This is a genomic window from Vibrio aestuarianus (genome assembly GCF_028858425.1).
GTDB lineage: Bacteria > Pseudomonadota > Gammaproteobacteria > Enterobacterales > Vibrionaceae > Vibrio > Vibrio aestuarianus.
On record NZ_JAKNYQ010000001.1, the window covers coordinates 2,148,735 to 2,174,388 of the forward strand.

Sequence of the window (25,654 nt, forward strand, 5' to 3'; positions counted from 1 at the left end):
ATGGAACTGTCAGCCTTGACTGCTGTTTCACCGGTAGACGGCCGCTACGGAAGTAAAACGATTGCGTTACGCAGTATCTTTAGTGAGTTTGGTCTCCTCAAATATCGCACCATCGTTGAAGTACGTTGGCTACAGAAGCTTTCAGCAACCGCTGAAATCGCTGAAGTACCAGCATTCAGCGCAGAAGCGAATCAATTCCTCGATAATATTGCTGCAAACTTCTGTGAAGAAGACGCTGCTCGTATTAAAGAAATTGAACGCACGACGAACCATGATGTTAAGGCTGTAGAGTACTTCTTAAAAGAAAAAGTGGCAGAGATGCCTGAGCTGCACGCCGTCAACGAATTCATTCATTTTGCTTGTACCTCTGAAGACATTAACAATACTTCTCACGCTTTAATGCTAAAAGAAGCACGTGACACCGTTATTCTTCCTGAAATTCGTAACATCATTGATGCAATCCGTAAGCTAGCAGAAGAGTACCGAGATATTCCGTTACTTTCTCGTACCCACGGCCAGCCAGCTTCTCCTAGTACAATGGGGAAAGAGATGGCTAACGTAGCGTACCGCATGGAGCGCCAATATAAGCAAATTGCTAATGTTGAGATCTTAGCCAAAGTGAATGGCGCAGTGGGGAACTATAACGCTCACCTATCAGCTTATCCTGAAGTTGATTGGCATCATTTCAGTGAACAATTTATCACTGAATGCTTGGGCGTAACGTGGAACCCTTATACAACACAAATCGAACCTCATGATTACATTGCAGAATTGTTCGATGCCGTTGCTCGTTTCAATACCATTCTGATTGATTTCGATCGTGATATTTGGGGCTATATTGCACTGGGTCATTTCAAGCAAAAAACCATCGCTGGCGAAATCGGTTCTTCAACCATGCCGCATAAAGTAAACCCAATCGATTTTGAAAACTCCGAAGGTAACCTTGGTCTAGCTAACGCGGTATTCGGTCATTTGGCTCAAAAACTGCCTATCTCACGCTGGCAGCGTGACCTAACTGATTCGACAGTATTACGTAACCTAGGTGTGGGTGTTGGCTATGCAATTATCGCTTACACATCAACACTAAAAGGCATTAGCAAACTCGAAGTTAACCGTGATGCACTATTGGCAGAGCTGGATAAAAACTGGGAAGTATTAGCAGAACCAGTCCAAACCGTGATGCGCCGCTATGGTATTGAAAAGCCATACGAGAAGCTTAAAGAACTTACACGTGGTAAGCGTGTTGATGGTGAAGCAATGCGTAATTTCATTGACGGCTTAGAGCTACCAGAAGCTGAAAAAGCACGCTTGAAAGAGATGACACCAGCCAACTATATTGGTCAAGCTATCGAACTCACAGATAAGCTGTAAGACTTAGCTGCGACTCTCTATGACAAAGCCCACGATATTCGTGGGCTTTCGTTTATCAACACAACAGTCTTTGCTCATACAGCAGACGATGTGCTCTTGGTGTGATATCAATTATTTTTTATGCATATTGCTTTTCAAATTCGTGCATAAAATCAACCAGCGCTTGAACCCCTTCCAATGACATTGCATTGTAGATAGAAGCACGCATACCACCAACCGCACGGTGACCTTTTAGTGAAGCTAAACCGCGTGCCTCTGCTTGCTCTAAAAATACGCTATCCAGCTCAGGTTTTGCTAATTGGAAAGGGACATTCATTAGAGAACGGTTATCTGGGTGGATCTCATTACGATAAAATGGAGACTCATCAATACAGTTATATAATAAGGCTGCTTTTTCATGGTTAATCAATTCAATGGCTTGAACACCACCCTGCTCTTTCAACCATTTGAATACCAAGCCTGACAAATACCAAGCAAATGTCGGTGGTGTATTGAACATGGAGTCTTGTTCTGCCTGAACTTTATAGTTCAAAATCGTCGGTAAAACATCGCTAGCCAATCCCAGAAGATCATCACGCACAATCACAATACAGATGCCTGCCGGGCCTATATTCTTTTGTGCACCCGCATAAATCACACCGTATTTTGACACATCAATTTGACGAGAAAGAATAGTTGAAGACATATCGGCCACAATCGGCTTATCCGTTTGAGGAAGATCATTGATTTCAATACCATCTATCGTTTCGTTCGGACAAAAATGAACATACGCGGATTCAGGGTCAATTTTCCAATCACAGGCAGGGATAACAGCAGCCTTACCATCTTTAGTGATTTTGGCATTAAACACATCAGGTTCGCAGTATTTGTTCGCTTCGTTAATCGCACTTTCTGCCCAATAACCAGCATCTATATAGGTTGCTTTAGTTGCGTCACCAAGTAAATTAAGAGGCACGGCGGCAAACTGAGCTCGTGCACCACCTTGGCAAAATAAGACTTTATAATTATCAGGAATATTCAATAAATCGCGTAGATCTTGTTCCGCATCTTGAGCGACTTTGATAAATGGTTTGCTACGGTGGCTAATTTCCATCACGGACGTGCCAAGTTCATTCCAATTCACAAACTCAGCTTGTGCTTTTTCCATTACCGCTTTTGGCAAACCCGCAGGGCCCGCACTAAAATTATAAACAGTGTCCGTTTGATTTGGTTCCATGAAGTCCTTGCTCCTACTATCGACAATTAGTGTGATTAATAACACTTTTTGCACAGGATAAAAAGCGAGAAAAGAGGTCATGTGACCTCTTTTTTTTATTGATAGGGAAAAAGCATTACTTTACTGACATTAACCAAGCATTACTGGCATCAACAAGGCAACCAGTGGAAGTTGCTTGCCGTTTTTAAACTCCAGATTTCCTTGTTTAATTTCAGCTTGAAGTCGATATCCATCAGCCTCTTGAACCATCATTTCCATGATAACAAGTTCATCGATGCCTTGTTTAATGAATGGAAAATCTTCGACCAATTGATTCGAAATAAAAGTATCAACATTACCCACTAACGCTGGCAAAATAATACTTGGGTCTTGCAATATATCATTGGTTCCTTCCGGTACAGCGATTTTCCATTTTGATTCAAACTCACCACTAGCGATTTTTAGCGCCATTTTATTCATAGAAAGGTAGAAACCTTTCGCAAATAAAGACTCGATATAAGGTAAGGCCTGCTGAATATCTTGTTCCGACAATGCAGGGTTATTTTGGTATAGTGTGGTGAGTTTTTCCAATGATTCACTGTCTAAGTCACCCAAGGTGAAATCAATATTTAAATCATTCACTTCACCGTCATTTGAAAGCAGTTTTTCCAACACGACAACATGATTACTGCTAAAGCGGGCAAGTTCGCCATTGATTGAAGAGTCGAATTTATAGGTGGCATTAGTCACATCAAGCACACTGTTTTCGAACCCATCAACAACACTCAAACGTGATAAAGCCAGTGACTGATCTCCCAACCAAAAACCTTTGTCTTGTTTACCTGCACCTTGACCAGACACTTGAGAAAGCGCCATTTTCTCACCACTCGCAAAGTCAAGTTCGACTGATGGAACATCAAGTTGGTAGGATATTTCACCTAGCACAGTGACCGCCCCTTCTAATGTTGCAGGTGAAGTCGACACCACCATTTGGCCATCTTGTGTCGCATAATGCCAGCTATCTAATGCAAAGGAATATTGCGTATTACCATTAAGTTGCGTTGTACTGATCAAGCTTAACGGAAAATCAGGTGTATCCACTAATGATGAATGAGCCGTTAAGCTCATAAGACCATGCTCAACCTTGCTATTAACTAGGAACTCAGTTGGCAAGCCGTCAGCTACCAATTGTTGCTTTAGTCCCTCATCGATTATCTGATAACGTGTTTGAACGTTAGAGGAAAGGTAACCGCGATCATAGTTAACAATCTCGGCCTGAAAAGCCGAGGAAGAGAGCTTTGCTATCCCATCGCTGATGACATTATGCCCAATTTGACCCACAGCAAGCGGCCAACATAGCGCGAGAGAGATTGCGCCACCTACGGCACCAATCATTTTTAATTGTTTCATAGTTTTCTATCCTAAACAGTTTCACTCAGTCTACCGTAAAGAAATAAAAACCAAAACATAGAGTTAAGTCAGAGTATTGCTAGAGGATGAGAAATTCTAAAACCTAGCTCTCAAACCCAATTTTAGATAATTGCTACAGTAGAATAAATCGCCATGACTCTAGAGGCTCGAGTGAATCATTACGCACTACTTTGTTTAGATAACAACCCTATCAGTGTTGATCAACTGCGCTTTGAACTGGCGCCATTTGCGCTTAAATTTGATTTACATACTGCCGAATCCATCGAAGAAGCAGAACAAACACTTGAGTATTTACAAGAGCAGCAGCAAACCATTGCTTTGGTTATCGCCAGTCACCACGAAGCATTTAATGGCGCAGATTTTTTAACTCACCTCGATAAGTCTGAGCACACTCGCTCAGCTCGTAAGGTATTGATCAGTTGCGGACAAGATATTCAAGCTATTCTAAGCGCCGTCAATGAAGGACGTCTTGATCATTGTTTAACAAAACCAGTCCCCGACCAAATATTATACAAAACCGTTCACAAAGAGCTCACCACTTATATTTTAGAGAACGATAAAGAGAACATTCTCAATTACAGCACGGTACTTGATCAACAGCGTATTTTACGTGCACATATTGACAATAAAATGCGCAGCTACAGAGATGGCTTCATCTCTGACTACCACAAGCTTTCTGACAGTGAATTAGCCGAGCAAGTAATCGGCGCTCTTCATCAATTTTTTGAAAATGAAGATGAAACTCATGCTTGTAGAACCTATTCAGCAGAGCACCTACTGACTAAAGAGGGCGAAGACAACCGCTTCTTATGGTTCATTACCAAAGGAGAGGTCGCTTTATATAAAAAGGATGAGCTTGGTCAACAGCGAGAAGTGGTTCGACATAAAAAAGGGAATATTGTCGGTGGAATGTCTTTCGTTACCGGAGAAAAATCCTTTTCCACCGCCATTACTTTGACCAAAACTGATGTAATTAAGTTAGACCGAGATGTCTTTTCCAAGGTCATGCATTCTGACACACGGTTACTGCCCCTTTTTACCAACTTATTATTGCGCCACTTCAATCGCCGCCTGCAACGCAGTATTAACACAAAACTAGAACTACAAAAGACGCTTGAATCATTGGAGTCGGCTCATCAACAGCTTATCGAACGAGAAAAGATGGCGATGTTAGGGCAACTTGTCGCTGGCGTTGCTCACGAGTTGAATAATCCAATTGCCGCCATCTTGCGAGGGACTGAAACATTATCCAATAAAATTGAGCTGATAGTGAATGCGACGAGCAACCAATCACTACAAAATAAGGGCAGTCAATTACTTCAAGCCGCTTTACAGGCCAAACCGACATCAACGGCCGAAGAGCGAACCCGAGCCAAAACTCTTGAAGTGGAAATAAAAAACCGTTTGGTTGCCAAAAAGCTAGTCAAGTTGAATCTTGATGATGATATCGAACTCAAACAATTAGCCAAAAACTCGCCAGATAACGCATTGGAAAGGTTAGAGCATTTAGAAAGTTACTTCTTAACTGGCAGCACGTTACGATCCATAAATGTTTGTGCACAGCGCATTGCCGATATGGTCAAAAGCTTAAAAGGTTATGCGCGACCAGACGATGAAACCCTTCATAGAGTCGATATTCATGAAGGTATCGAAGACACTTTAGTGATCTTTGAAAACCGCCTTAAACGGCATAGCGTAGAAAAAGAGTATGCGCAATTACCCCTTGTTTCCTGCCAGCCCATCGCATTGCAACAAGTATGGACCAACCTAATATCCAATGCCATTGATGCGTTTCCTGAACATGGGGTATTACATATTACAACCAAACAAACGAGACACGATGATCGCCCTTTTGTCACTATTAGCTTCACAGATAACGGCAGTGGCATAGATGACGAGCAAAAATCCAATATTTTCACATTGAACTACACCACCAAAAAAGAGGGCAACTTTGGTCTTGGGATCGGTTTATCTGTATGTCAACAAATTGTCCAGCAACATAAAGGCTGGCTTGAGGTTCAATCGAAAAAAAACACCTACACCACAATGACAGTTTGGCTACCAATTAATTAATCCGTCTCAGTGGCTTTGATAAAGGAGAAAATCATGAACAAATTCTTGATTCTATGTGTCGACGATGAACGAGAAGTTTTAGATAGTGTGATGCAAGACTTAGACTGCTTCGAAGAATATTTCATCGTAGAAGCTGCGGAATCGGTTACTGAAGCAAAAGAAGTTATTGCAGAAAACCAAGCTCAACATATAAAACTCGCCTTGATACTGTGTGACCACATCATGCCAGAGCAAACTGGGATTAGTTTTTTGATAGAATTAAGTCAAAACGAAGAGACAGCGCAGACTCGAAAAGTGTTGCTAACAGGCCAAGCAGGTTTAGAAGATACGGTTGAAGCTGTCAATCACTCTAGCCTGCATTTTTACGTTGCCAAGCCTTGGAATGGCGATAAGCTGCGAGAAATAATAAAAGACCAATTAACGCAGTATATGATTGCCAATGAATCCGAGTTAATGCCATGGGCGCGAGTTTTAGATGCCGAAAAAATATTTAATGCCATCGCAGAAAACCGCATTAACTTTGGCGAATAACCCTATTCTTTATGAAAATGGCACTTTCTTTGCTTATTTTTTGCCAAGACGACAAAAGAATGACATTTTTTGGTGGTGGCAATAGCTCACTATGCACTATGATGTCTTAATTGATTAATGTCACAGTGGGTTTTCCACTACTGACCATGGAACTAAACTAAAAAATATAGGTTTATAGTGACTATGCGTAAAACGATCATTGCGGCAGCACTACTGCTTGCTTCTGGGCAAACATTGGCTGAAGTCGACCGAAACAGCCCAACGATTATGAGCAACTTTAATTATGACTATGTGGATGCTCGCATTGGAGTCGCCCCATTAACATTTGGTGCAGCGATAAGTAAGTCTATCCACCCAAATGCTCATATTGTTGCCCGTATTGACTCTGAATTTAAAAGCGATTTTGATGCTGCAGCTGGTTTTGGTTTTCACGCTCCCATCACCAACTGGACAGACTTTACTGGTGAAATGTTGTTTCGCATCTTCGATAGTGAAAATCGCAGCACCGATACCGGAATAGAGCTAAATCTAGGTATTCGTCAATGGCTTGGACCACAACTTGAAATAGGTGGCAACGGCGGTTATGTCTCAATTGGTGATGATGATGACTGGATTGGGTCTTTCTATGCTCGCTTCCACGCCACGGAATTATTCTCCATCGGGGCTGAAGCTCGCATTAACGATGCGTATGGTGAGCAATTGATGTTCACTACTCGCTTTAAGTTCTAACGAATTGTTATACAAAAAGCCAAGAATAAGTGTCTTGGCTTTTTGTGACAGTCAATTATCCTCATTGTTTACGAACAACGATTCAATAACTGGCGCTTACGAGGCTCTTGTAACAGTTTCCAGTGAATACCTTCGATTGCGCCCGCAAATTTCCAAAGTAATTTAACATCCACGTCGCTGCCATAGATTTTTCTCACCTTAGAAAAAACCTCTGATGCCCCTAATTCTATAAATGTCTCGACATCAGCAACACCAGCTTTTTTGACCATGCGCTCGAGTGTTAACTGCATGTTTGGTAAATCACGCAAACGCCGACTAGCAGAAGATTTTTGGAAACTTCTTTGCTTTACGGAGTGCCGTATTGAGTGGGCAACGATAGCATCAAGCTCTTCATTTTCACTAACAAAAAGGTCAGTAATATCATAGTAGTTCACCGTTGCTGTGGTTTGCTTTTTGACGTGTTTATACTTTTCACAGCCTAAGCGAGTCAACATGCTATCAAGATGGCCACCACCGCGGATAAAAATACGCTCCTCGCTGATAAGAGAGTACATCGCCTCATTTTGAAACAACCCCACTCCACCAAACATAGAACGCTTTTGGAAAGCGCCAAACTTAATTACATAATCGAAAAATGCTTGCTCTGTCATATCCATTGATCCTTAATCAAATTCCCCGATTAAACGTGATCACCAGATAGCAGCGGATTTTTTAGCGAAAAAATGAATAATTCAACGGCAAGTTATTTAATTATGTAATATTAGCTTGCCTTTATATACCCATATCATAGTTAACGATACGAAATAAGTCTGGGCATATCTCACATCCATTACTATATTTAATCTGTTTTATATGACCAGCGTCACAGTATCAATTTGTGAGTGTACTTTCTTTGACACATACAGCCTCATTTGAGGCACTTAATTTTGACCAAATAGGAACAAATTGCCGTAGGCTGATGTAATTGGTTGCTTATTTAGATTAGCAAACGGTAAAATGCCCCTAATACAAATTGAGCACATTACTATGAATCACTTATCTTTTTATTGGCTTCCCGAACATCGCCAAATGCTCATCCAAGGACTAGAAAGCGAATTTGCTCAGTTAGTTGAACACTCAATTAGCACCGGGAAAATTTCGCTACCGCCAATTCCGGATGTCGTTCTAAAAATTCAGAAGCTTTGCACGTTAGAATCGTCAGGAATATCGGATGTGGCCGATTGTCTATTAGAAGACCCAGGGCTTGCAGCCATCGTTATACGTGTAGCAAACTCCGTTGTTTTTAATCGCCGCAATATTACCTGCACTGACTTAATTACTGCGGTATCCCGCTTGGGTATTCTAAGAGTTCGCGATATTGTGACAGCACAAGCCATTGAACAGCTTAAACACTCCGTAAACCTGAGCAAAGCGTGCAATAAAATACTAGTTAACAGTGCATCGGCATCAAAAGAGCTCGGTGCTACAATGGTTTTAGTCACCCAAGCCTTTAAACTACTTGAACCGGCTAAATATCAACATTTAGAGCAAGAAAAAGCACTATTAGTTGGTCTATTGGCTGATATTGGACTGTTCTGTTTAGTCAGTGAATATCACTTATATCTACAGAACGGAAATTATCTAGATCAAGAGATTGCGCTACAAATCTTCCAGTCTCGCTGCTCGAAGACCAGTCAATTGGTTTTACGAAATTGGGGTTTTGACTCAGATTTCCTAGAAGTGGCCGGAAATCAATCTTTAGTCGCATCTTCTCATGAAGTCAGTTACCTTGATGTGGCACGCATTGCACACCACTTGCTCTTATTTCGCCGACAAGACGACGATATTGATGAGCATGAAGTTGAAATTAATGCGACAGGTGCTGAAGTACTGTACAACCTCAGTAATTTAAGCGAGATTGAATTCAAATCAAAGCTGAGCGATGTCATTAGCGCGAGCGGTTTTTAAATAAAAGATAATCAGAGGATTAGATGCTCTCAGGGATGTTATTTATTTTTGCTCCATTAGTCGTGGGGTATCTATTTTCTATAACCAATCAGCAATGGTTGTCAGCGTTGAACAAAACGACCTCTTGGTTAGTCTATGTCATTCTGTTCCTTATGGGGCTCAGTTTAGCCGCACTTGATAACCTCGGCGATAACCTACAGCTGATCCTCAAATTCACTGCCGTATTTTTCTTAGCGATCGGTTTATGCAACCTGTTGGTTTTGCCGTTTGTTGACAAGTTTTGGCCGATCAAAACCGATGCAAATCACACCAAACTTCCACTTTCAAATATGGCCTTAGAGTCCATTAAACTGATTTTAGTTGTTGGGGGTGGACTAACCATCGGTGTCGTTTTAGCGTTAGATCTCACTTGGGTAGATACTGCCAGTGAATGGATTCTATTTATTTTACTCTTTTTCATTGGTATCCAATTAAGAAATAGTGGATTAACACTCAGACAAATCCTACTTAATAAACATGGCATGATCATCGCCTCAGTTATCATTGTCAGCTCATGGATTGGCGGTATCATCTCAGCGATGATTTTAGAGATCCCAGTATATAGAGGGCTCGCAATGGCATCAGGATTTGGCTGGTATTCACTGGCTGGAATTTTAATGGGTGATGCCTTCGGCCCTGTTTATGGCGGGGCTTCTTTTATGATTGAGCTATTAAGAGAACTCATTGCCTTAGTCATGATCCCCATGTTGATTCGCTCTAAACCCTGTACATCTATTGGCTATGCTGGCGCAACCGCGATGGATTTTACATTGCCAGTGATTCAAACAACAGGTGGTGTGCGTTGTGTCCCTATCGCTATCGTCAGTGGCTTTATTCTCAGCTTACTCGTGCCCATTCTGATGCTGTTCTTTGTATCACTTGCAGGCTAGGTCTCAGGAATCACCTTAATCATTATTTACACTCATAATTAGGGAGTAAACTCCCACACAATAACAAAAGCTCAAAAAGGAAGATTTATGAAACGTGTCATTGTTGCCCTACTACTTGCAGCATCTACGAATATGGCAATGGCTGCTGATAATCAATGTCTGAATAAAAAGTACGATGCCTATATTGATGCATCATTAACTTGGTACAGCGATTTAACAGATCTAGTTACTAAGCAATATCCAGATCTTGAAGAAGTAAGCCAATGGTTCTTACAAGGGCGTCAACATCACTTCGAACTCAGTCGAGCAGCCGTACATTATTATCTTCAAAACGATCCATCCAAAGTCGCCACCTCTCAACCTGTTGAAGCTTGGCTGAAACTGGAACAGCATGACGTTAAAGTACTCGCCTCACGCAGCGATGAACTTGGCCAAATAGCAAAAACCACGTTTGAAGATCGACAAACTGCACCGAACGAAAAGAATTATGAACTACGCTCAGCACTTGCAGAATTACTCAGCCATCCCAAGCAAATCGATGCGGCACTCAATCGCTACAACGATGCAATTTCAACGCTAGAAAAGAACAAGTGCCAATAAACTAAGCCCACCGCCCAACCGAATTAAGACGGGACATCTGTCCCGTTTTCGTTTAGATTGTGCCGATCGCTTTCCATAACAAATAAAAATTACGACGCTGTATGGTATCCGAACAGAAAACTGCAGATGTGAGTTTCGAGAGCTTACTACGAATCTTCACCGTGCCTGAAGGCCCCGACTCTACACTGACAAAAATTGAAGCAGAGCTTTCACGCAACCTTAATCTTTTCCTGCGTGAACACATTGTTGCCGAAGAAAAACCACTCAAAGAAATCGAGAAAGATTTCTCTAATGCGCACATCCCTGAAGCGCCTGAATTTGTGTCTGAACACACGCAGCACCTACTTGATACGCTCGTTTCTCATTCGGTTCACACTGCTGCGCCAAGTTTTATTGGTCATATGACCTCGGCATTGCCCTATTTCTTAATGCCGTTGTCAAAAATCATGATTGCCTTGAATCAAAACTTGGTAAAAATCGAAACATCCAAAGCATTTACCCCCTTAGAACGTCAAGTGCTGGGTATGCTGCACCGTTTGATTTATCAGCAAAATGACCTTTTTTATTCACAATGGATGCACAGTGCAGAGCACTCACTTGGCGCATTTTGCTCGGGTGGTACCATCGCGAACATTACTGCTCTTTGGGTGGCACGCAATAATGCACTTAAAGCACAAGGTGATTTTAAAGGCGTTGAAAAAGAAGGCCTATTTAAGGCAATGCAATATTATGGATATAATGGACTGGCGATATTAGTGTCTGAACGCGGCCATTATTCTCTGAAAAAAGCAGCGGATGTACTGGGGATTGGTCAAGACAGCCTGATTTCAGTTAAAACTGATAATAATAATCGACTGTGTCCTGATGACTTACAAGCGAAAATCACCCAGCTAAAAATAGATAAGATTAAACCGTTTGCTGTCATTGGCGTTGCTGGTACAACTGAAACTGGCACAATCGATCCGTTAAAAGATATTGCGGCTATTTGCCAGCAAGAAAACTGCCATTTCCATGTTGATGCAGCTTGGGGCGGCGCAACGTTAATGTCGAATAACTACCGCCACTTACTTGATGGTATTGAACTCGCCGACTCAGTAACAATTGACGCACATAAGCAGTTATATATCCCGATGGGTGCAGGAATGGTGTTATTCAAAAACCCAGACGCAATGCATTCCATTGAACATCACGCGCAGTATATTTTGCGCAAAGGGTCGAAAGATCTCGGTAGCCACACATTGGAAGGGTCTCGCTCTGGTATGGCTATGCTGGTGTATGCCAGTATGCATATCATCAGTCGGCCGGGTTATGAGCTATTGATCGATCAAAGTATTAATAAAGCACGCTATTTTGCCGATTTGATTAAACAACAAAACGATTTTGAGTTAATCTCTGAACCCGAGCTTTGTTTGCTAACCTATCGTTACCTTCCTCCAATAACGCAAAAAGCTCTCAAGTTGTCGACCGCTGAACAAAAAGCAAAACTGAACGAACTACTCAACGAGCTCACTCAATTTGTACAGAAAAAACAAAGAGAAACGGGTCGTTCATTTGTTTCTCGTACCCGCTTAAACCCAGAGCACTGGGACAAATTGGATACTATAGTTTTTCGTGTTGTATTGGCTAACCCACTGACTACCAATGAAATATTAGGCTCCGTTTTAGAAGAACAACGCCAGATCGTCAAATTAGCCCCTAACCTTATGCTTAAAATTGACCAGCTATCACAGCAGATCCTTGGCCAAATTTAACGTGAACAGTTACAGCAAATTGAAAATTTATTTCTTTTTGCTGTAACTAATTAATCATTAATTAGCCAAAAAATTCATTTTCCCTCTATTTAAACCTCAAATATGTAGTTTTCATGAAATTTTGTTTGAGGCTTGTCATATTCTCATCAATTGATGAGCTGAATTGTTACAGAATTCTACAACCTAGGTTTATACTCCCTTCATGGCGTTGGTTTAGTCCCCCTTTTTTGGAAATGCATTATTTCCACTCTCCCAAGAGGATCATTGGAAAAATCAACGAGTTGTTCTCTTCGCCCGCGTGAACACTATGAATACATTAGAAAAAATTCAAAAAAACTTGGAAAATTTTAGCAAGTCGGAACGTAAAGTTGCTGAGGTCATTATGGCTTCACCACAAACGGCGATTCATTCAAGTATCGCGACACTGGCTAAAATGGCTGATGTCAGCGAACCCACAGTGAACCGTTTCTGTCGCCGTTTAGACACCAAAGGTTTTCCTGATTTCAAGCTTCACTTAGCACAAAGCCTTGCTAACGGAACTCCGTATGTAAACCGTAATGTTGAAGAGGAAGATGGTCCTGATGCTTATACGCATAAGATTTTCGAATCAACCATGGCGTGTTTGGATGTGGCCAAAAATAGCTTAGATCCCATGCAAATCAACCGTGCGGTGGATCTGCTTACTCAAGCTAAGCGCATCTCTTTCTTTGGATTAGGAGCCTCTTCTGCAGTTGCAAAAGATGCCCAGAACAAGTTTATCCGATTCAATATTCCGATCACTTGTTTTGAAGATATCGTTATGCAGCGTATGAGCTGCATTAACTGTACTGATAATGATGTCATCGTCTTAATTTCTCATACTGGTAGAACAAAAAGCCAGGTTGAGATAGCGAATCTTGCTCGTGAAAATGGCGCAACGGTTATCGCTATCACGGCGAAAGACTCGCCATTGGATAAAGCCAGTTCACTTTCGATCTCACTTGATGTACCAGAAGATACGGATGTTTATATGCCAATGGCCAGCCGTGTCGTACAAATGACCGTCATTGATGTACTAGCCACAGGGTTTACTTTGCGCAGAGGCTCTGGCTTTCGTGAAAATTTAAAGCGTGTGAAAGATGCTTTGAAAGATTCACGTTACGATAAGCTATCACAATTTTAATCTTGAACGGAGCCGTTACCACTGGCTCCGTTTTTTTAATCTTGTTTACTTATCTGTTGAAGCATCGGATCATGCACAACCTCTACACGATTTGCTGCACTAACATCTAGTTCTTTACACCCACTCTGACAGCCACAAACTTGATTCAAAATATAAACCAATCGCTCTTGCGTTAACGGCAAAGGGTTCCCTTTAATGGCCACTGACTGCAAAGCATCATCAGCAACCTTTTCAAAAGAGGTACTGCAAACACCAAATTGGCTTAAGTTTGGCAGCTGTAGTTTATCAAGCATCATTTTTGCCCATAAAACACCATCTTCTACATGTACGTTATTCCGACCAGTAACGATTTGTGCAATTTTCTCATAACGACCAAGTAGATCTTTACGTTTAGCTTTTCGTGCAGAGCGGATATTTTCATACATCACATGCGGAGCTAAACGCGCCGTAATAACGCTATGTGGTGCCTCTAATTTTCCACCTAATGCAGAGGCTAATCCATGCGCGGCACCTAATTTAGCATTGGTGATAGCCATACCACCCAACATGGCAGCAAATGATAGATCAGCGCGTGCTTTTTTATCATCTTTGCGACAAGCAGGTAAAATAGAGCGACTTAACCGTCGTAAACCTTCTTCACAGACCATATCGGTCAATGGGTTTGGCTCTCCGCACACATAGGCCTCCATCAGATGGGTAAACGCATCCATTGCACCTCGCCCAGAAGTATACATATCGGTTCCGTAAGTGAGTGTTGGGTCGACAATGGCTACATCTGCTAACATTTCAGGGCTACGTAAACTCACTTTAACTTTATCTTGCCCTGATTTTAGTACCGCATTACGTGTCACTTCAGCTCCAGTACTGGCAGTGGTAGGAATGGCAATAAAAGGGATAGGTTTGGTTTTAAGAGGAACGCTTCTGCCAACCACTTCAACATAATCGTACACGTTTCCTTGGTTGGGAATAATTGCCGCAAGCGCTTTGCCCATGTCAATAACGCTGCCACCACCGATAGCCACCACCATGTCAGGCTTAAACCGGCGACCAAGAATAGCGGTTTCTTCGACCATGGTAATATTAGGTTCACCCGTAACAGCCACATGTTGATAACGCATATTTTGAGTATTGAGGTATTGAGTGATGATACGTGATCGTTCTCGTTCTTTGCCTGAGACCAGTAACACGCTGTAACCATATTGATTTAAGATTGAGAGCGAATTTGGCAACGCCCCTTCTCCAAAAATGATCCGAGTTGCTGTCATAAATTGAAACATGAATGCGTTCCTTTTCTCTAATCCTAATTAGCTGGTTTTAGAGTGCACTTATCCTCGTTATTTTTTCTTGATGCAGTACAACTTGAAGATAATAACCATGTAAAATGTATAAGTTTATGCGTGGTATCACAGCGAAGAATACTCGTATACATTGGTAACATCTGAAAATATCTCGCTTGCATCGTTTAAGAATTCAGCAATAGATTTTACCTATTGAAACAACAGGTGATTGCCACTTTATTTCCTTTCTTGAATCGTGCATAGTTGCACGAAACAGAATAAAGGAGAAAGCTATGTTCGTTGTTATTTTCGGCCGTCCTGGTTGCCCTTACTGTGTTCGCGCTAAAGAACACGCAGACACATTGAAACTGAAGCGTGATGACTTCAACTACCGTTATGTTGATATCCATGCTGAAGGTATCAGCAAAGCCGATTTGGAAAAGACGGTCGGTAAACCAGTAGAAACTGTGCCACAAATCTTTGTTGACCAAGAACACATTGGCGGCTGCACAGAATTTGAAGCTTACGCGAAAGAGCATTTAGGTCTATTCGACGAGTAAAAGATGAAAACATTAGAACCCGCTAATATATGGCGGGTTTTTACCATTTAATATCAATAAATTCTCTCCTTGTTCGATCGAATCAATGAATTGTCAAATATCAAAAATTTCACTTATCTTTTTGCAATATTAAGATACAATTCCCACACTTAACCTACCTCTTGGCACACATAACGAGTTGAGCCGTGAATATCGACGTCGTACTTTTGCTTGAACAGAACCCCATTCTTCTTATTTTTGTTGTCTTAGCGATTGGCCTAGCATTTGGCAAAATTCGTTTTGGTAGCTTACAACTGGGTAATTCCATCGGTGTATTAATCACATCGTTAATTATGGGACACCTCGGCTTCTCCTTTAATGCCGAAGCGTTGACCATTGGTTTTATGCTGTTTATCTATTGTGTCGGCATCGAAGCTGGCCCGAACTTCTTCGGTATTTTCTTCCGAGATGGGAAGCACTACCTTATTTTAAGTTTAGTGGTTTTGGTCACTGCAACTTGGATTACCTATTTTGGTAGCTACTATCTCAATCTCGATTTTGGCTTAGCGGCTGGTATGATGGCTGGCGCGCTAACCTCAACGCCCGTTCTAGTGGGAGCGCAAGATGCCCTAAATTCAGGGCTAGCAACACTACCAAGGTCGATGGATCTTTCTCTTATTTTAGATAATGTCTCTGTCGGTTATGCGATGGCCTATTTAATTGGCCTTATTAGTATGATCATGTTCGCTAAGTTATTGCCTAAATTACAGAAACAAAATTTATCTGACTCTGCTCAACAGATTGCCCAAGAGCGTGGCTTAGGCGGCAGCGGCCAACGTAAAGTATATTTGCCCATTATTCGTGCTTACCGTGTTGGACAGGAACTGATTAATTGGATCGATGACCGTAACTTACGTGAGCTTGGTCTTTATCGCCAAACTGGCTGCTATATTGAACGTATTCGCCGCAACGGTATTCTCGCCCACCCAGATGGTGACGCCATATTGCAAGAAGGTGATGAAATCGCACTTGTTGGTTTCCCTGACAGCCATGCTCGGCTTGACCCAAGTTTTCGAAATGGAAAAGAGGTTTTTGACCGTAACCTGCTTGACCTGCGTATCTCTGAAGAAGAAATCGTTGTTAAAAGTGACAGCATCGCAGGAAAACGCTTATCAGACCTTAATTTGTCAGAATACGGTTGTTTCCTTAACCGAGTGATTCGCGCTCAGATTGAGATGCCAATGGACTTAGACATTGTACTCGCTAAAGGGGATGTGTTGCAGGTCAGTGGAGAAAAAAGCCGTGTACAAGGGTTAGCGGACAAAATTGGTTTCATTTCGATTCACAGTCAAATGGCCGATTTATTAGCGTTTTGTAGCTTCTTCATTATTGGTATTTTATTTGGTTTAATTACCATGACTTTTGGTCAGGTTTCATTCGGTCTTGGTAATGCAGTTGGGCTTTTGCTTTCAGGTATTATGCTCGGTTTTTTAAGAGCTAATCACCCAACCTTTGGCTATGTTCCTCAAGGAGCACTAAATATGGTCAAAGATCTTGGCTTGATGTTCTTCATGGTCGGTATCGGCTTAAGCGCAGGTGGCAAAATGTTTGAGCACCTTGCAGACGTTGGTATTCAGGTTATCGGCTTAGCTTTCTTAGTCAGTGTGGTACCGGTCGTTTTTGCTTACTTAGTGGGGGCGCATATTTTAAAAATGAACCGTGCTCTACTGTTTGGTGCGATCATCGGTGCTCGCACCTGCGCTCCAGCGATGGATATTGTTAATGACTATGCTAAATCTACCATTCCTGCTCTAGGCTATGCTGGTACCTACGCGATAGCCAATATATTGATGACTTTAACCGGTACGATCTTGATTCTGCTCAGTTAGATAATACCTCTTTCCAAAGAAGAGAGGTTAGGGTTGCAAAACTAAAAGAGGCACTCATTTCTGAGTGCCTCTTTGCATTTGACGTACGATTAAATAAATATGATTAGATATCAATCACATCAAATTTAACTGCTGTCTCAACATCGGCTTCATAATCGACGCCTTCCACACCAAAACCAAACAGTTTCAAGAACTCTTCTTTATACTCAACGTAATCCGTCAGTTCTTTGAGGTTTTCAGTGGTAATTTGTGGCCACAATTCACGACAATGTTGTTGGATATCCTCACGCAATTCCCAGTCATCTAGGCGCAGACGATTTTTCTCATCAACTTCTGCGGCACTGCCGTCTTCTTTATAAAGACGTTGACTGAACATGCGGTAGATTTGTTCCATACAACCCTCATGTACGCCTTGCTCTCGCATCTTCTTGAACACCATGGCGATATATAAAGGCATAACAGGAATCGCCGAACTCGCTTGAGTCACAACCGATTTAAGAACAGCAACATTTGCCGTACCACCAATTGCCGATAGTTTCTCATTGAGTTCAGCGGCTGCACGGTCTAGATCCATCTTGGCTTTACCAAGTGCGCCATCCCAATAGATCGGCCATGTCAATTCTGTACCAATGTAGCTATACGCTACAGTCTTACAACCTTGCGCAAGCACACCTGCATCAGATAGAGCCTTAATCCATAACTCCCAATCCTGACCACCCATTACTGTGATTGTGTCTTCAATCTCCTGCTCAGTCGCAGGTTCAACACTGGCTTCAATAATAGTGTCTTTATTGGTATCAACCGCCGTTGATGTGTAAGTTTGACCAATAGGCTTTAGCGATGAACGAACCAATTCACCAGTATCTGGTAACTTACGCACTGGAGAAGCTAACGAATAAACCACCATATCAACTTGACCTAGGTCTTGTTTAATCAGTTCAATCGTCTTTTCTTTAGCTTCGTTAGAAAATGCATCACCATTTAGGCTTTTCGCATATAAACCCGCTTCATGAGCAAGTTTGTCAAACGCAGCCGCATTGTAGAAACCGGCAGTTCCTGGTTTCTTCTCTGTCGCTGGTTTTTCAAAGAAAACCCCGATAGTCGCAGCATTACCGCCAAAGGCTGCTGCAATACGAGAAGACAGGCCATAACCACTTGATGAGCCCACAACAAGTACACGCTTAGGTGCATTTTTAATTGGACCTTGCGCTTTAGTGTAAGCAATTTGTTCTTTTACATTAGCTTCACAACCCACTGGGTGCGTTGTCGTACAGATAAATCCGCGAATTTTAGGTTTGATGATCATATTCAACTTCCTTCAAAAATCTCAGCTAGGATAAAAGTTTCGCCCACAAATCTCACCTTATTTCTTTCAAAATAAGCAGAAATTGCAAGTGGTTGGATCACTGCTTCCCAAAAAACAAAGGCACCCTTGATAGGTGCCTTAATTAATCAGCGTTCTTTTTACTCGCTACGCGACGTTATTTAGCTTTGGCTTTCCCGGCTTATTGGTCATTACCTCGCTAAAATCATGACTAAAATGGTCAACTTGTATTGCCTTATAACGCAATTTATCAGCTTCTAAAATTTGCTCAACTTCAGTTTGAGTCAGAACGTTGGCTTGTAAAGCCTGAGCAAGCCTATCAGCCAGTACGCCTTTGCGGGCGATTTTACCCTCTTTGGCAGCGCGGAACAGCTTACGCTCAAGGCTATTAATACCGTACATAGCTAAAAAAGCTTGTTCCATTAATCCGACACTGTCATTTTCTTCTTCTCCGATGTAGCAGAGATGTGTAAGACGATCACGGTGAGCACCAGGTGTCATTAAGCTTTCTGCTAATTTAACTGACAATTCATCGCTCGGTTTTGCAAAATGATTCCCCAATGGGAATACCAATATTTTTAATAAACGTCCAACAACTTTAGTCGGAAAGTTTGTATAGGCTTCTTGCAATGACTGGGCCGCATGATGCAAACAGTGTTGAACAGCGTAGTGCACGTAATCTAGGTCAGCCTGTTGACGTCCTTCATCTTCGTATTTTTTCAGCGTCGCTGATGCCATGTACAGGTAACTTAGACCATCGCCCAAGCGCGCGGAAATCATTTCTTTACGTTTAAGCTCACCACCTAGAGTCAACATGGCAAAATCTGCACTCACCGCTAGAGCACGACTCATACGGGTTAACTGCTGATAATAAGTTTTAGTTGGTCCACTCATATCTGCTTTAATAAAACGTGAACCTGTCAACGCAGCGCCCACAGCACCGAACGTGTTCTTGGTAGCATGAGCGATATGTTTAAACAGCAGCTTGTCGAAATCTTTAGCGCCTTGCTTAACATCTGGGTTAGCCGCAGCTTCCATTTCCTTCAGTACATAAGGGTGGCAACGCGTTGCGCCTTGACCAAAAATCATTAAGTTACGAGTCAGAATATTCGCCCCTTCCACCGTAATCGCAACGGGAATACCTAGATAATGCGTACCTAAATAATTCATTGGACCATCTTGAATCGCACGCCCAGAATGAATATCCATCGAATCATTTAAGATCGTACGGGCAATTTCCGTCATGTGATATTTAGCAATCGCGGTCACAATACCCGGCTTTTCTTTAAGGTCTAGTGAGGTCGTTGTCAGCGTGCGCGTCGCTTCCAATAAATAAGTTAGCCCACCAATACGTCCTAATGCTTCAGCAACACCTTCAAATTTACCTATCGACATTCCGAACTGTTTACGAACATAAGCGTAAGCACCCGTTGTGCGAGAAGTCAGATGACCAATTGCCGTTCCCAATGCAGGTAGAGAAATACCACGCCCAGCAGATAAGCATTCAACCAACATTCGCCAACCTTTACCTGCATAATCCGCACCGCCAATCAGCCAATCCATTGGTATGAAAACATCTTGTCCACGAGTCGGGCCATTCATAAAAGCAAGGCCAAGTGGGTCATGACGTTCGCCAATTTCAACCCCTTTATGATTAGCAGGAATGAGAGCACAGGTAATGCCAATATCTTCTTTGTCACCCAATAAATTGTCAGGATCACTCAGCTTAAATGCCAGACCTAATACGGTTGCCACCGGAGCGAGCGTTATATAGCGCTTGTTCCAGCTCAGCTTGATACCAAGCACTTCTTTACCTTCATGCTTGCCATAGCAAACCACGCCTTGATCAGGAATACCACCAGCATCAGAGCCCGCTTCAGGGCCTGTCAAAGCAAAACAAGGGATATCGGTACCATCAGCAAGACGCGGTAACCAATAATCTTTTTGCTCTTGTGTACCGTAGTGAGAAAGCAGTTCACCAGGCCCAAGCGAGTTTGGTACCATAACGGTAACAGCAGTACTGATACTACGAGTCGCAATACGTGACACAATTGTAGAGTTCGCTAATGCTGAAAATTCTCGGCCACCATAAGCTTTAGAAATGATAAGAGAAAAGAAACGCTCCTTACGTAAGAATTCCCATACCTCTTTAGGTAAATCACGATCTTCTTTTACGATCTTGTGATCATCTAACATTGATAGCAGGGTTTCTAACTCGTTATCAATGAAAGATTGCTCTTCACTTGATAACGTTGGTTTAGGGTAATGATGCAGCTTTTTGAAATCTGGCTTGCCAGAAAATAGTTCACCATCCCACCAAACACTCCCGGCTTCCATCGCTTCTTTTTCCGTATCAGATAACGGTGGCAATACCTGTTTAAACAGTTTAAAAGCTGGGTCGCTTATCCATTTTCTTCGTAGAGAGCTCATAGTTCAGATCCTTTTGTTCACTTGGATTTTTACTGCTTTATTATAATAAATAGTTGGGTAGTTACTCAGCAGCCACACCGGCAGCCAAATAGGGAATTATCATGTCAACCACGGTTTTTACATCCACTTGTGTGCCAAAATCATTCTCGGCAATATCGGCCAGGGCTTGGCTTGAAGCCATAGTAAAAACACAAGTACCTAACGTGAAATGCAAGCGCCAGAAAAGTGTTTCAGGCGTTAAACTTGGGTTGGCTTTCAACACTGACTGTGTGAAAAGTGACAACACCTCACTATAACGAGTGGTGATAAACCAACGTAAATGACCTTGCACATCGGTATAACCTCTTCCTATCAACAACATAAAACGACTCGTACCATTAGGCCTTAAATCATTTAAGGACCTAAGTGGGGCACGTAAAGATTCAAAAACATCGGCCATGCTGTATTGTTCTTGGGTATTCAATGTCATTAAGGCTTCGTTAACGGCAGGCATGAAGGCCTCTAAATAACGATTCAGTACCGCACGAACTAATGTTTTTTTGTCACCAAAGTGATAATTAACAGAGGCCAAGTTCACGCCAGCTTTACTGGTAATAGCTCTTAACGAAGTATCGTTGAAGCCATGCTCAGCAAACAATCCTTCGGCTACATCTAGGATTTTATCTTTGGTGCTACTTCTTGATGCCATTTCAATCACTCGTATCAAACACGTGTTTGAAATATACTATTGCCACATTTAATTAACAAGCAATTAACATCACACTTTTGAAAGATGGTCTGACCAGAACCGTGGGGAACTTAGACAACTGATTGAATTTATTTAATTTAAAAAATCGATGGAAAATTTTTAATAAAAAAGTGAACTCATTGAGAAAAGCTTAGTCTGAATAGGTGTAGTTAACAGAGCATCAAGAGTTTTACAGGCCGTCGAATTTTTCTTCTTACTGATAACTACGCCACTGCTTTTTCTTATTTAACTCCTATGTTTATTTGTATCCGCCCAGTGCCTTTTGCTCTGGGCTTTTTTTTATGTCTCATAACGCGGTTTTTCTGCTGAGATTTGACAACGAAAATCAACTTAAAAGACAAAGCTCACCTCACCAATCACTCCTTTTCATTTCGTGGTTCACGATGCACTATAGGTAAGTAAGAAAAAGAAGGTAGCGTCATGAAAAAAATACTCCTTATTGAAGATAACCGCGAAGTCGCAGGTATTTTGTTTGATTATTTCGAAAGCCTCGGCATGGAACTCGATTATGCCGATAACGGTGAGCTAGGACTAACCTTGGCGACAAGCCAATCATTTGACATCATTATTTTAGACTTGATGCTGCCACGTATGAATGGCCTGACTATTTGTGAAAAGTTACGTGAAATGGGCAATATCACGCCTATTTTGATGTTAACTGCATTAGACAGCCGTGAGGATATGCTCGAAGGATTTAAGTATGGTGCTGATGATTATCTAACCAAGCCTTTTGACCTCGCAATTTTAGAAGCAAGAATGCGCGCATTGACCAACCGCTACCGAGGAAATGTCGCCAATAGCATGCTCTGTTATGGCTCGCTCTCTATCGACCAACACACGCGCCGAGCACTTCGGGAGGGAAAAGCCTTAGCGCTCAACCCAACCACTTATACCATTTTGGAAATGCTCTGTTCACGAGCACCTAATGTGGTATCACGAGAAGAGATAGCTCGACAATTATGGCCGGAATGCGAACCTGAAAATGATGTATTACGAAGCCATATTTACCAACTTAGAAATCAACTAGATAAACCCTTTACCCAACCTATGTTGATTACTGTACCTAAGGTTGGGTTTCGGTTAGAGGAAGCCTAATGCGCCGTTCTATAATCAATAATACGCGGACATTGACAGGCCGTTTAGCTCTGTTTTTCACAGGCTTATCCTTAGTCTTAGGCTTTGTGATTTATACCATTTTTTATACCACATTACATTGGTCAGAAGACCGTGTTGGCGAGCGCCGTATCCTGATCGACAAAGAAGAGGCAATCTATCGTTTTAATCACGGCGAGTCTGGATATGTAAAAATTGATATCTTAACTGATGCCTATAATGATCTGGAATTGGTTCCTAGCTACTACAAACAGAAATACATTGATCATGACACTTTTTTAGGAGAAATAGGAGAAGGAGAAAGCTCACGCATGGTTCTATTCGGTTCGTATTACCATGAAGGTGAAAAAAAACCGTTAATTCTATTAAGTAAAATTGACGAATTAGAATTCCGAACGGGTGAACTATTTTTCTCTGGCATTATTGTTTTGTCGTGCGTTGCGGCGCTGATGCTCATATTTGGCGGGTTGTTATACCGCCTCTCACGCCACCTAATCGAACCGATTAATAATTTAATTGATCAATTGAACAATCATAAAGGTAACGCACAGCATGCCTTTACGATTTCTGACGGGGCTGCAACCGAATTTGAATTACTCACGAAAAAAATGAACCAATATCGCCGTGACATTCAGTTATTAATAAAACGAGAGCAATCCTTTGGCCGATACGCTAGTCATGAACTAAGAACGCCGCTCACCATCATTAAGGGAGCCAATGCATTACTTGCATTAAACCCTGTATCCGAGTTTCAAAAGCGCCAATTGGTTAGAATTGAAGATGCAACATCACAAATGAGCACTATTGTCGACGCTCTACTTGGCTTGGTTCGCTATGAACGCAACCCACCAAGCGCTCCTAATCGTCTGTTACTACAGCATGAAGTCATTGCAACAATTAACAATAACAGAATGCAAGCTAGTGATAAAAACATTGATATTGCGTTTATTTTTCACAGTTCACCTTCCATTAAAGCGACCACTCCGGTCATTGAAATGATTGTCGGTAATCTACTACGAAATGCTATTGCCGCGACACGCCAAGGTAAAATAACTATCACACTTAGCCAAGCTGAACTCATAATCCAAGACCAAGGTATGGGGCTGTCCGATCAATCGAGCGAGGATGGACATGGTTTGGGGCTACTGATCGTTAGCGACCTCTGCCAACGTTATGGTTGGTTTTTTAGCCTCAGTAATCATGAGCAAGGCGGATGCATTGCTCGTATCTGCTTTCAAGAAGAACATGCTGACGAGAAACCATTAAACGAATAATGACCTTACCCTGTGAAGCTGCACTGAAGGAAAGATAGGTATATACTGCCGCACTGTTTTATGTAGGCTCTGATAATGAAACTATCCGACACTCCTATCACGCAACACATTTTTGCTAATAAGCATTTTTATTTAAAACGTGATGACCAGTTGCACAGCCATTTCTCTGGTAATAAGGCCAGAAAATTTATGGCGCTGCTAGATACTAAAGATGAGATCACAACAACGTTAATCAGCTATGGGTCCGTACAAGCCAATTCATTATACTCAATGGCTGCGCTGGCCAATATAAAGGGCTGGTCCTTTGAGTTTTATGTCGACCGCATCCCGTCATGGCTCAAGCAAAAACCGATTGGCAATTACCGTGGAGCACTTGATCTCGGCGCAAAAATCGTTGAAGTGAGTAGCGTTTCCCCAGTACCTATCCACCCTGAAGAATATATTCGCACGCAGCGGCAGCCTGATGCTCATTGCTTAGTGATGCCTGAAGGTGGGCGCTCACCGATCGCTAAAGTGGGTATTAAACAGCTCGCGATGGAAATTCTTAATTGGGCACGATTTGAGAACAAACAATCGTTTGTGGTTGCACTTCCCTCTGGTACTGGAACAACCGCGTTATTTCTCCACAAATATTTAAAGCCACATGGTATTGAGGTGCTCACTTGCTCATGTGTCGGGGGTAATGACTATCTGACCAAGCAGTTTGATGACTTAGGAGAAAGCGACCACCCAGTCATATTATCTCCAAACAAAAAACATCACTTTGGGCAATTGTATGCCGCTGACTACCACGTTTGGCAGCAACTCCTAGAACAAACACATGTTGAGTTTGATCTACTCTACGACCCATTAATGTGGCAATGCTTGCTGCCTTGGATGCAAGATAACCCACAGCAATCTATTATTTATATTCACCAAGGTGGGCTGCTAGGAAACGAAAGCATGCTACCTCGCTACCAACGTAAATTCGGTTAAGCTAACAAAACGAGGAACATGATGATGCTGAGAACTTGTTTATCTGGACTTAGAAACTGCTCGTGGAGCTGCTATCTTCTTCCTACATTGCTTATTGCGCCGTTGACCGTCACTGCAAAAGTAATCTCAACACCATCTAACCCGTTGGTAGTGACTGGTACAGGAAAATCGCAGCAGCGGGTCTGCTACTACAATGACAAAGCGTATTCAATTGGTGCGGTATTGCAAGTGGGTGAAGTATACATGCTATGCAAAGAAGCAAACGATTTCGAAAAAAATGGCGCATTACGCTGGGTAATATTAGAAAAAACCAAGCAAGAAGAATAAACGTGAGCCTGCAAACATCACGATTCTATTTTTCGGCCT

The 25,654-nt window shown here is 42.0% G+C and carries 22 protein-coding genes; 15 read left to right on the forward strand and 7 right to left on the reverse strand.

Translation table 11 applies throughout. From position 1 onward, the window contains the following. On the forward strand, window positions 1-1,371 hold the full coding sequence (gene purB, locus MCT08_RS09900) for an adenylosuccinate lyase (RefSeq protein WP_053310007.1): 1,371 nt from the start codon (window positions 1-3) through the stop codon (window positions 1,369-1,371). 118 nt (window positions 1,372-1,489) lie between these two features. Here the strand turns inward: purB and serC are convergent, their stop codons facing one another. Both serC and MCT08_RS09910 read right to left on the reverse strand, forming a co-directional pair. After that, complete coding sequence (gene serC, locus MCT08_RS09905; RefSeq protein WP_053310008.1) at window positions 1,490-2,587, reverse strand: 3-phosphoserine/phosphohydroxythreonine transaminase; 1,098 nt, start codon at window positions 2,585-2,587, stop codon at window positions 1,490-1,492. Between the two features lie 129 nt (window positions 2,588-2,716). Then, window positions 2,717-3,976: a DUF945 family protein gene (locus tag MCT08_RS09910; protein WP_274678336.1), complete on the reverse strand. Its 1,260-nt coding sequence runs from the start codon at window positions 3,974-3,976 to the stop codon at window positions 2,717-2,719. Between the two features lie 171 nt (window positions 3,977-4,147). On the opposite strand from MCT08_RS09910, the gene MCT08_RS09915 reads away from it, so the two are divergent. From MCT08_RS09915 to MCT08_RS09925, 3 genes are all read left to right on the forward strand, one after another. Next, window positions 4,148-6,070 carry an ATP-binding protein gene (locus MCT08_RS09915; RefSeq protein ID WP_261914633.1) on the forward strand — a complete coding sequence of 641 codons (1,923 nt, stop codon included), beginning with the start codon at window positions 4,148-4,150 and terminating at the stop codon, window positions 6,068-6,070. Window positions 6,071-6,103: 33 nt separating this feature from the next. Further along, on the forward strand, window positions 6,104-6,601 hold the full coding sequence (locus MCT08_RS09920; protein ID WP_053310011.1) for a response regulator: 498 nt from the start codon (window positions 6,104-6,106) through the stop codon (window positions 6,599-6,601). A gap of 183 nt (window positions 6,602-6,784) precedes the next feature. After that, window positions 6,785-7,330: a hypothetical protein gene (locus tag MCT08_RS09925; RefSeq protein WP_274678337.1), complete on the forward strand. Its 546-nt coding sequence runs from the start codon at window positions 6,785-6,787 to the stop codon at window positions 7,328-7,330. A gap of 68 nt (window positions 7,331-7,398) precedes the next feature. Here MCT08_RS09925 and MCT08_RS09930 read toward each other — a convergent pair whose 3' ends face one another. Then, window positions 7,399-7,986, reverse strand: coding sequence for a TfoX/Sxy family DNA transformation protein (locus tag MCT08_RS09930; RefSeq protein ID WP_274678338.1), 588 nt, complete (start codon window positions 7,984-7,986; stop codon window positions 7,399-7,401). Between the two features lie 370 nt (window positions 7,987-8,356). On the opposite strand from MCT08_RS09930, the gene MCT08_RS09935 reads away from it, so the two are divergent. The 5 genes from MCT08_RS09935 (at window position 8,357) to MCT08_RS09955 (ending at window position 13,719) form a co-directional block, all read left to right on the forward strand. Further along, a complete protein-coding gene (locus tag MCT08_RS09935) occupies window positions 8,357-9,277 on the forward strand; it encodes an HDOD domain-containing protein (RefSeq protein WP_171375493.1) in 921 nt (306 codons plus the stop codon). 23 nt (window positions 9,278-9,300) lie between these two features. Next, entirely contained in the window at window positions 9,301-10,206 is a 906-nt protein-coding gene (locus tag MCT08_RS09940) for a LysO family transporter (protein ID WP_274678339.1), read from the forward strand. An 87-nt stretch (window positions 10,207-10,293) separates the two neighbouring features. Next, on the forward strand, window positions 10,294-10,806 hold the full coding sequence (locus MCT08_RS09945; RefSeq protein WP_168522485.1) for a hypothetical protein: 513 nt from the start codon (window positions 10,294-10,296) through the stop codon (window positions 10,804-10,806). 101 nt (window positions 10,807-10,907) lie between these two features. Then, window positions 10,908-12,557: a pyridoxal-dependent aspartate 1-decarboxylase PanP gene (panP, locus tag MCT08_RS09950; protein ID WP_274678340.1), complete on the forward strand. Its 1,650-nt coding sequence runs from the start codon at window positions 10,908-10,910 to the stop codon at window positions 12,555-12,557. A 307-nt stretch (window positions 12,558-12,864) separates the two neighbouring features. Then, entirely contained in the window at window positions 12,865-13,719 is an 855-nt protein-coding gene (locus MCT08_RS09955) for a MurR/RpiR family transcriptional regulator (protein WP_053310018.1), read from the forward strand. Window positions 13,720-13,754: 35 nt separating this feature from the next. On the opposite strand, the gene MCT08_RS09960 is transcribed toward MCT08_RS09955, so the two are convergent. Then, a complete protein-coding gene (locus tag MCT08_RS09960) occupies window positions 13,755-14,996 on the reverse strand; it encodes an iron-containing alcohol dehydrogenase (protein WP_274678341.1) in 1,242 nt (413 codons plus the stop codon). Between the two features lie 293 nt (window positions 14,997-15,289). Here MCT08_RS09960 and MCT08_RS09965 point away from each other — a divergent pair, with 293 nt between their 5' ends. Then, window positions 15,290-15,556: a GrxA family glutaredoxin gene (locus tag MCT08_RS09965; protein ID WP_053310020.1), complete on the forward strand. Its 267-nt coding sequence runs from the start codon at window positions 15,290-15,292 to the stop codon at window positions 15,554-15,556. Window positions 15,557-15,741: 185 nt separating this feature from the next. Next, window positions 15,742-17,424: an aspartate:alanine antiporter gene (locus MCT08_RS09970; RefSeq protein ID WP_168780610.1), complete on the forward strand. Its 1,683-nt coding sequence runs from the start codon at window positions 15,742-15,744 to the stop codon at window positions 17,422-17,424. A 103-nt stretch (window positions 17,425-17,527) separates the two neighbouring features. On the opposite strand, the gene fabV is transcribed toward MCT08_RS09970, so the two are convergent. From fabV to psrA, 3 genes are all read right to left on the reverse strand, one after another. Further along, entirely contained in the window at window positions 17,528-18,730 is a 1,203-nt protein-coding gene (fabV, locus tag MCT08_RS09975) for an enoyl-ACP reductase FabV (RefSeq protein WP_053310022.1), read from the reverse strand. A 165-nt stretch (window positions 18,731-18,895) separates the two neighbouring features. Then, complete coding sequence (locus MCT08_RS09980; RefSeq protein WP_274678342.1) at window positions 18,896-21,178, reverse strand: acyl-CoA dehydrogenase; 2,283 nt, start codon at window positions 21,176-21,178, stop codon at window positions 18,896-18,898. A 61-nt stretch (window positions 21,179-21,239) separates the two neighbouring features. Continuing rightward, window positions 21,240-21,866, reverse strand: a complete 627-nt coding sequence (gene psrA, locus MCT08_RS09985; protein ID WP_053310024.1) for a TetR family transcriptional repressor PsrA — start codon at window positions 21,864-21,866, stop codon at window positions 21,240-21,242. A gap of 480 nt (window positions 21,867-22,346) precedes the next feature. Between psrA and MCT08_RS09990 the strand changes: the two genes are divergently transcribed. The 4 genes from MCT08_RS09990 to MCT08_RS10005 all read left to right on the forward strand — a co-directional run bounded on the left by MCT08_RS09990 (window position 22,347) and on the right by MCT08_RS10005 (window position 25,615). After that, the gene (locus MCT08_RS09990; protein WP_171979995.1) at window positions 22,347-23,021 is read left to right on the forward strand and encodes a response regulator transcription factor; all 675 of its coding nucleotides are present in this window, start codon (window positions 22,347-22,349) and stop codon (window positions 23,019-23,021) included. Next, the gene (locus MCT08_RS09995) at window positions 23,021-24,313 is read left to right on the forward strand and encodes a sensor histidine kinase (protein WP_274678343.1); all 1,293 of its coding nucleotides are present in this window, start codon (window positions 23,021-23,023) and stop codon (window positions 24,311-24,313) included. Before MCT08_RS09990 ends, MCT08_RS09995 begins: the two co-directional genes overlap by 1 nt. A gap of 75 nt (window positions 24,314-24,388) precedes the next feature. Then, window positions 24,389-25,288 (forward strand): 1-aminocyclopropane-1-carboxylate deaminase/D-cysteine desulfhydrase, encoded by a 900-nt coding sequence (locus MCT08_RS10000; protein ID WP_274678344.1) that lies wholly within the window; start codon window positions 24,389-24,391, stop codon window positions 25,286-25,288. Window positions 25,289-25,306: 18 nt separating this feature from the next. Further along, window positions 25,307-25,615, forward strand: a complete 309-nt coding sequence (locus MCT08_RS10005; RefSeq protein WP_274678345.1) for a DUF1496 domain-containing protein — start codon at window positions 25,307-25,309, stop codon at window positions 25,613-25,615. Window positions 25,616-25,654: the final 39 nt, after the last annotated feature.

Bases quoted from the DNA above. Each gene is read 5' to 3' on its own strand.
- MCT08_RS09925 (WP_274678337.1), top strand. From the start codon at position 6,785: ATGCGTAAAACGATCATTGCGGCAGCACTACTGCTTGCTTCTGGGCAA.
- MCT08_RS09990 (WP_171979995.1), top strand. From the start codon at position 22,347: ATGAAAAAAATACTCCTTATTGAAGATAACCGCGAAGTCGCAGGTATT.
- MCT08_RS09980 (WP_274678342.1), bottom strand. From the start codon at position 21,178: ATGAGCTCTCTACGAAGAAAATGGATAAGCGACCCAGCTTTTAAACTG.
- MCT08_RS09920 (WP_053310011.1), top strand. From the start codon at position 6,104: ATGAACAAATTCTTGATTCTATGTGTCGACGATGAACGAGAAGTTTTA.
- MCT08_RS09945 (WP_168522485.1), top strand. From the start codon at position 10,294: ATGAAACGTGTCATTGTTGCCCTACTACTTGCAGCATCTACGAATATG.
- MCT08_RS09955 (WP_053310018.1), top strand. From the start codon at position 12,865: ATGAATACATTAGAAAAAATTCAAAAAAACTTGGAAAATTTTAGCAAG.
- fabV (WP_053310022.1), bottom strand. From the start codon at position 18,730: ATGATCATCAAACCTAAAATTCGCGGATTTATCTGTACGACAACGCAC.
- panP (WP_274678340.1), top strand. From the start codon at position 10,908: ATGGTATCCGAACAGAAAACTGCAGATGTGAGTTTCGAGAGCTTACTA.
- serC (WP_053310008.1), bottom strand. From the start codon at position 2,587: ATGGAACCAAATCAAACGGACACTGTTTATAATTTTAGTGCGGGCCCT.
- MCT08_RS09995 (WP_274678343.1), top strand. From the start codon at position 23,021: ATGCGCCGTTCTATAATCAATAATACGCGGACATTGACAGGCCGTTTA.
- MCT08_RS09960 (WP_274678341.1), bottom strand. From the start codon at position 14,996: ATGTTTCAATTTATGACAGCAACTCGGATCATTTTTGGAGAAGGGGCG.
- purB (WP_053310007.1), top strand. From the start codon at position 1: ATGGAACTGTCAGCCTTGACTGCTGTTTCACCGGTAGACGGCCGCTAC.
- MCT08_RS09940 (WP_274678339.1), top strand. From the start codon at position 9,301: ATGCTCTCAGGGATGTTATTTATTTTTGCTCCATTAGTCGTGGGGTAT.
- MCT08_RS10005 (WP_274678345.1), top strand. From the start codon at position 25,307: ATGATGATGCTGAGAACTTGTTTATCTGGACTTAGAAACTGCTCGTGG.
- MCT08_RS09935 (WP_171375493.1), top strand. From the start codon at position 8,357: ATGAATCACTTATCTTTTTATTGGCTTCCCGAACATCGCCAAATGCTC.
- MCT08_RS10000 (WP_274678344.1), top strand. From the start codon at position 24,389: ATGAAACTATCCGACACTCCTATCACGCAACACATTTTTGCTAATAAG.
- MCT08_RS09930 (WP_274678338.1), bottom strand. From the start codon at position 7,986: ATGGATATGACAGAGCAAGCATTTTTCGATTATGTAATTAAGTTTGGC.
- MCT08_RS09910 (WP_274678336.1), bottom strand. From the start codon at position 3,976: ATGAAACAATTAAAAATGATTGGTGCCGTAGGTGGCGCAATCTCTCTC.
- psrA (WP_053310024.1), bottom strand. From the start codon at position 21,866: ATGGCATCAAGAAGTAGCACCAAAGATAAAATCCTAGATGTAGCCGAA.
- MCT08_RS09965 (WP_053310020.1), top strand. From the start codon at position 15,290: ATGTTCGTTGTTATTTTCGGCCGTCCTGGTTGCCCTTACTGTGTTCGC.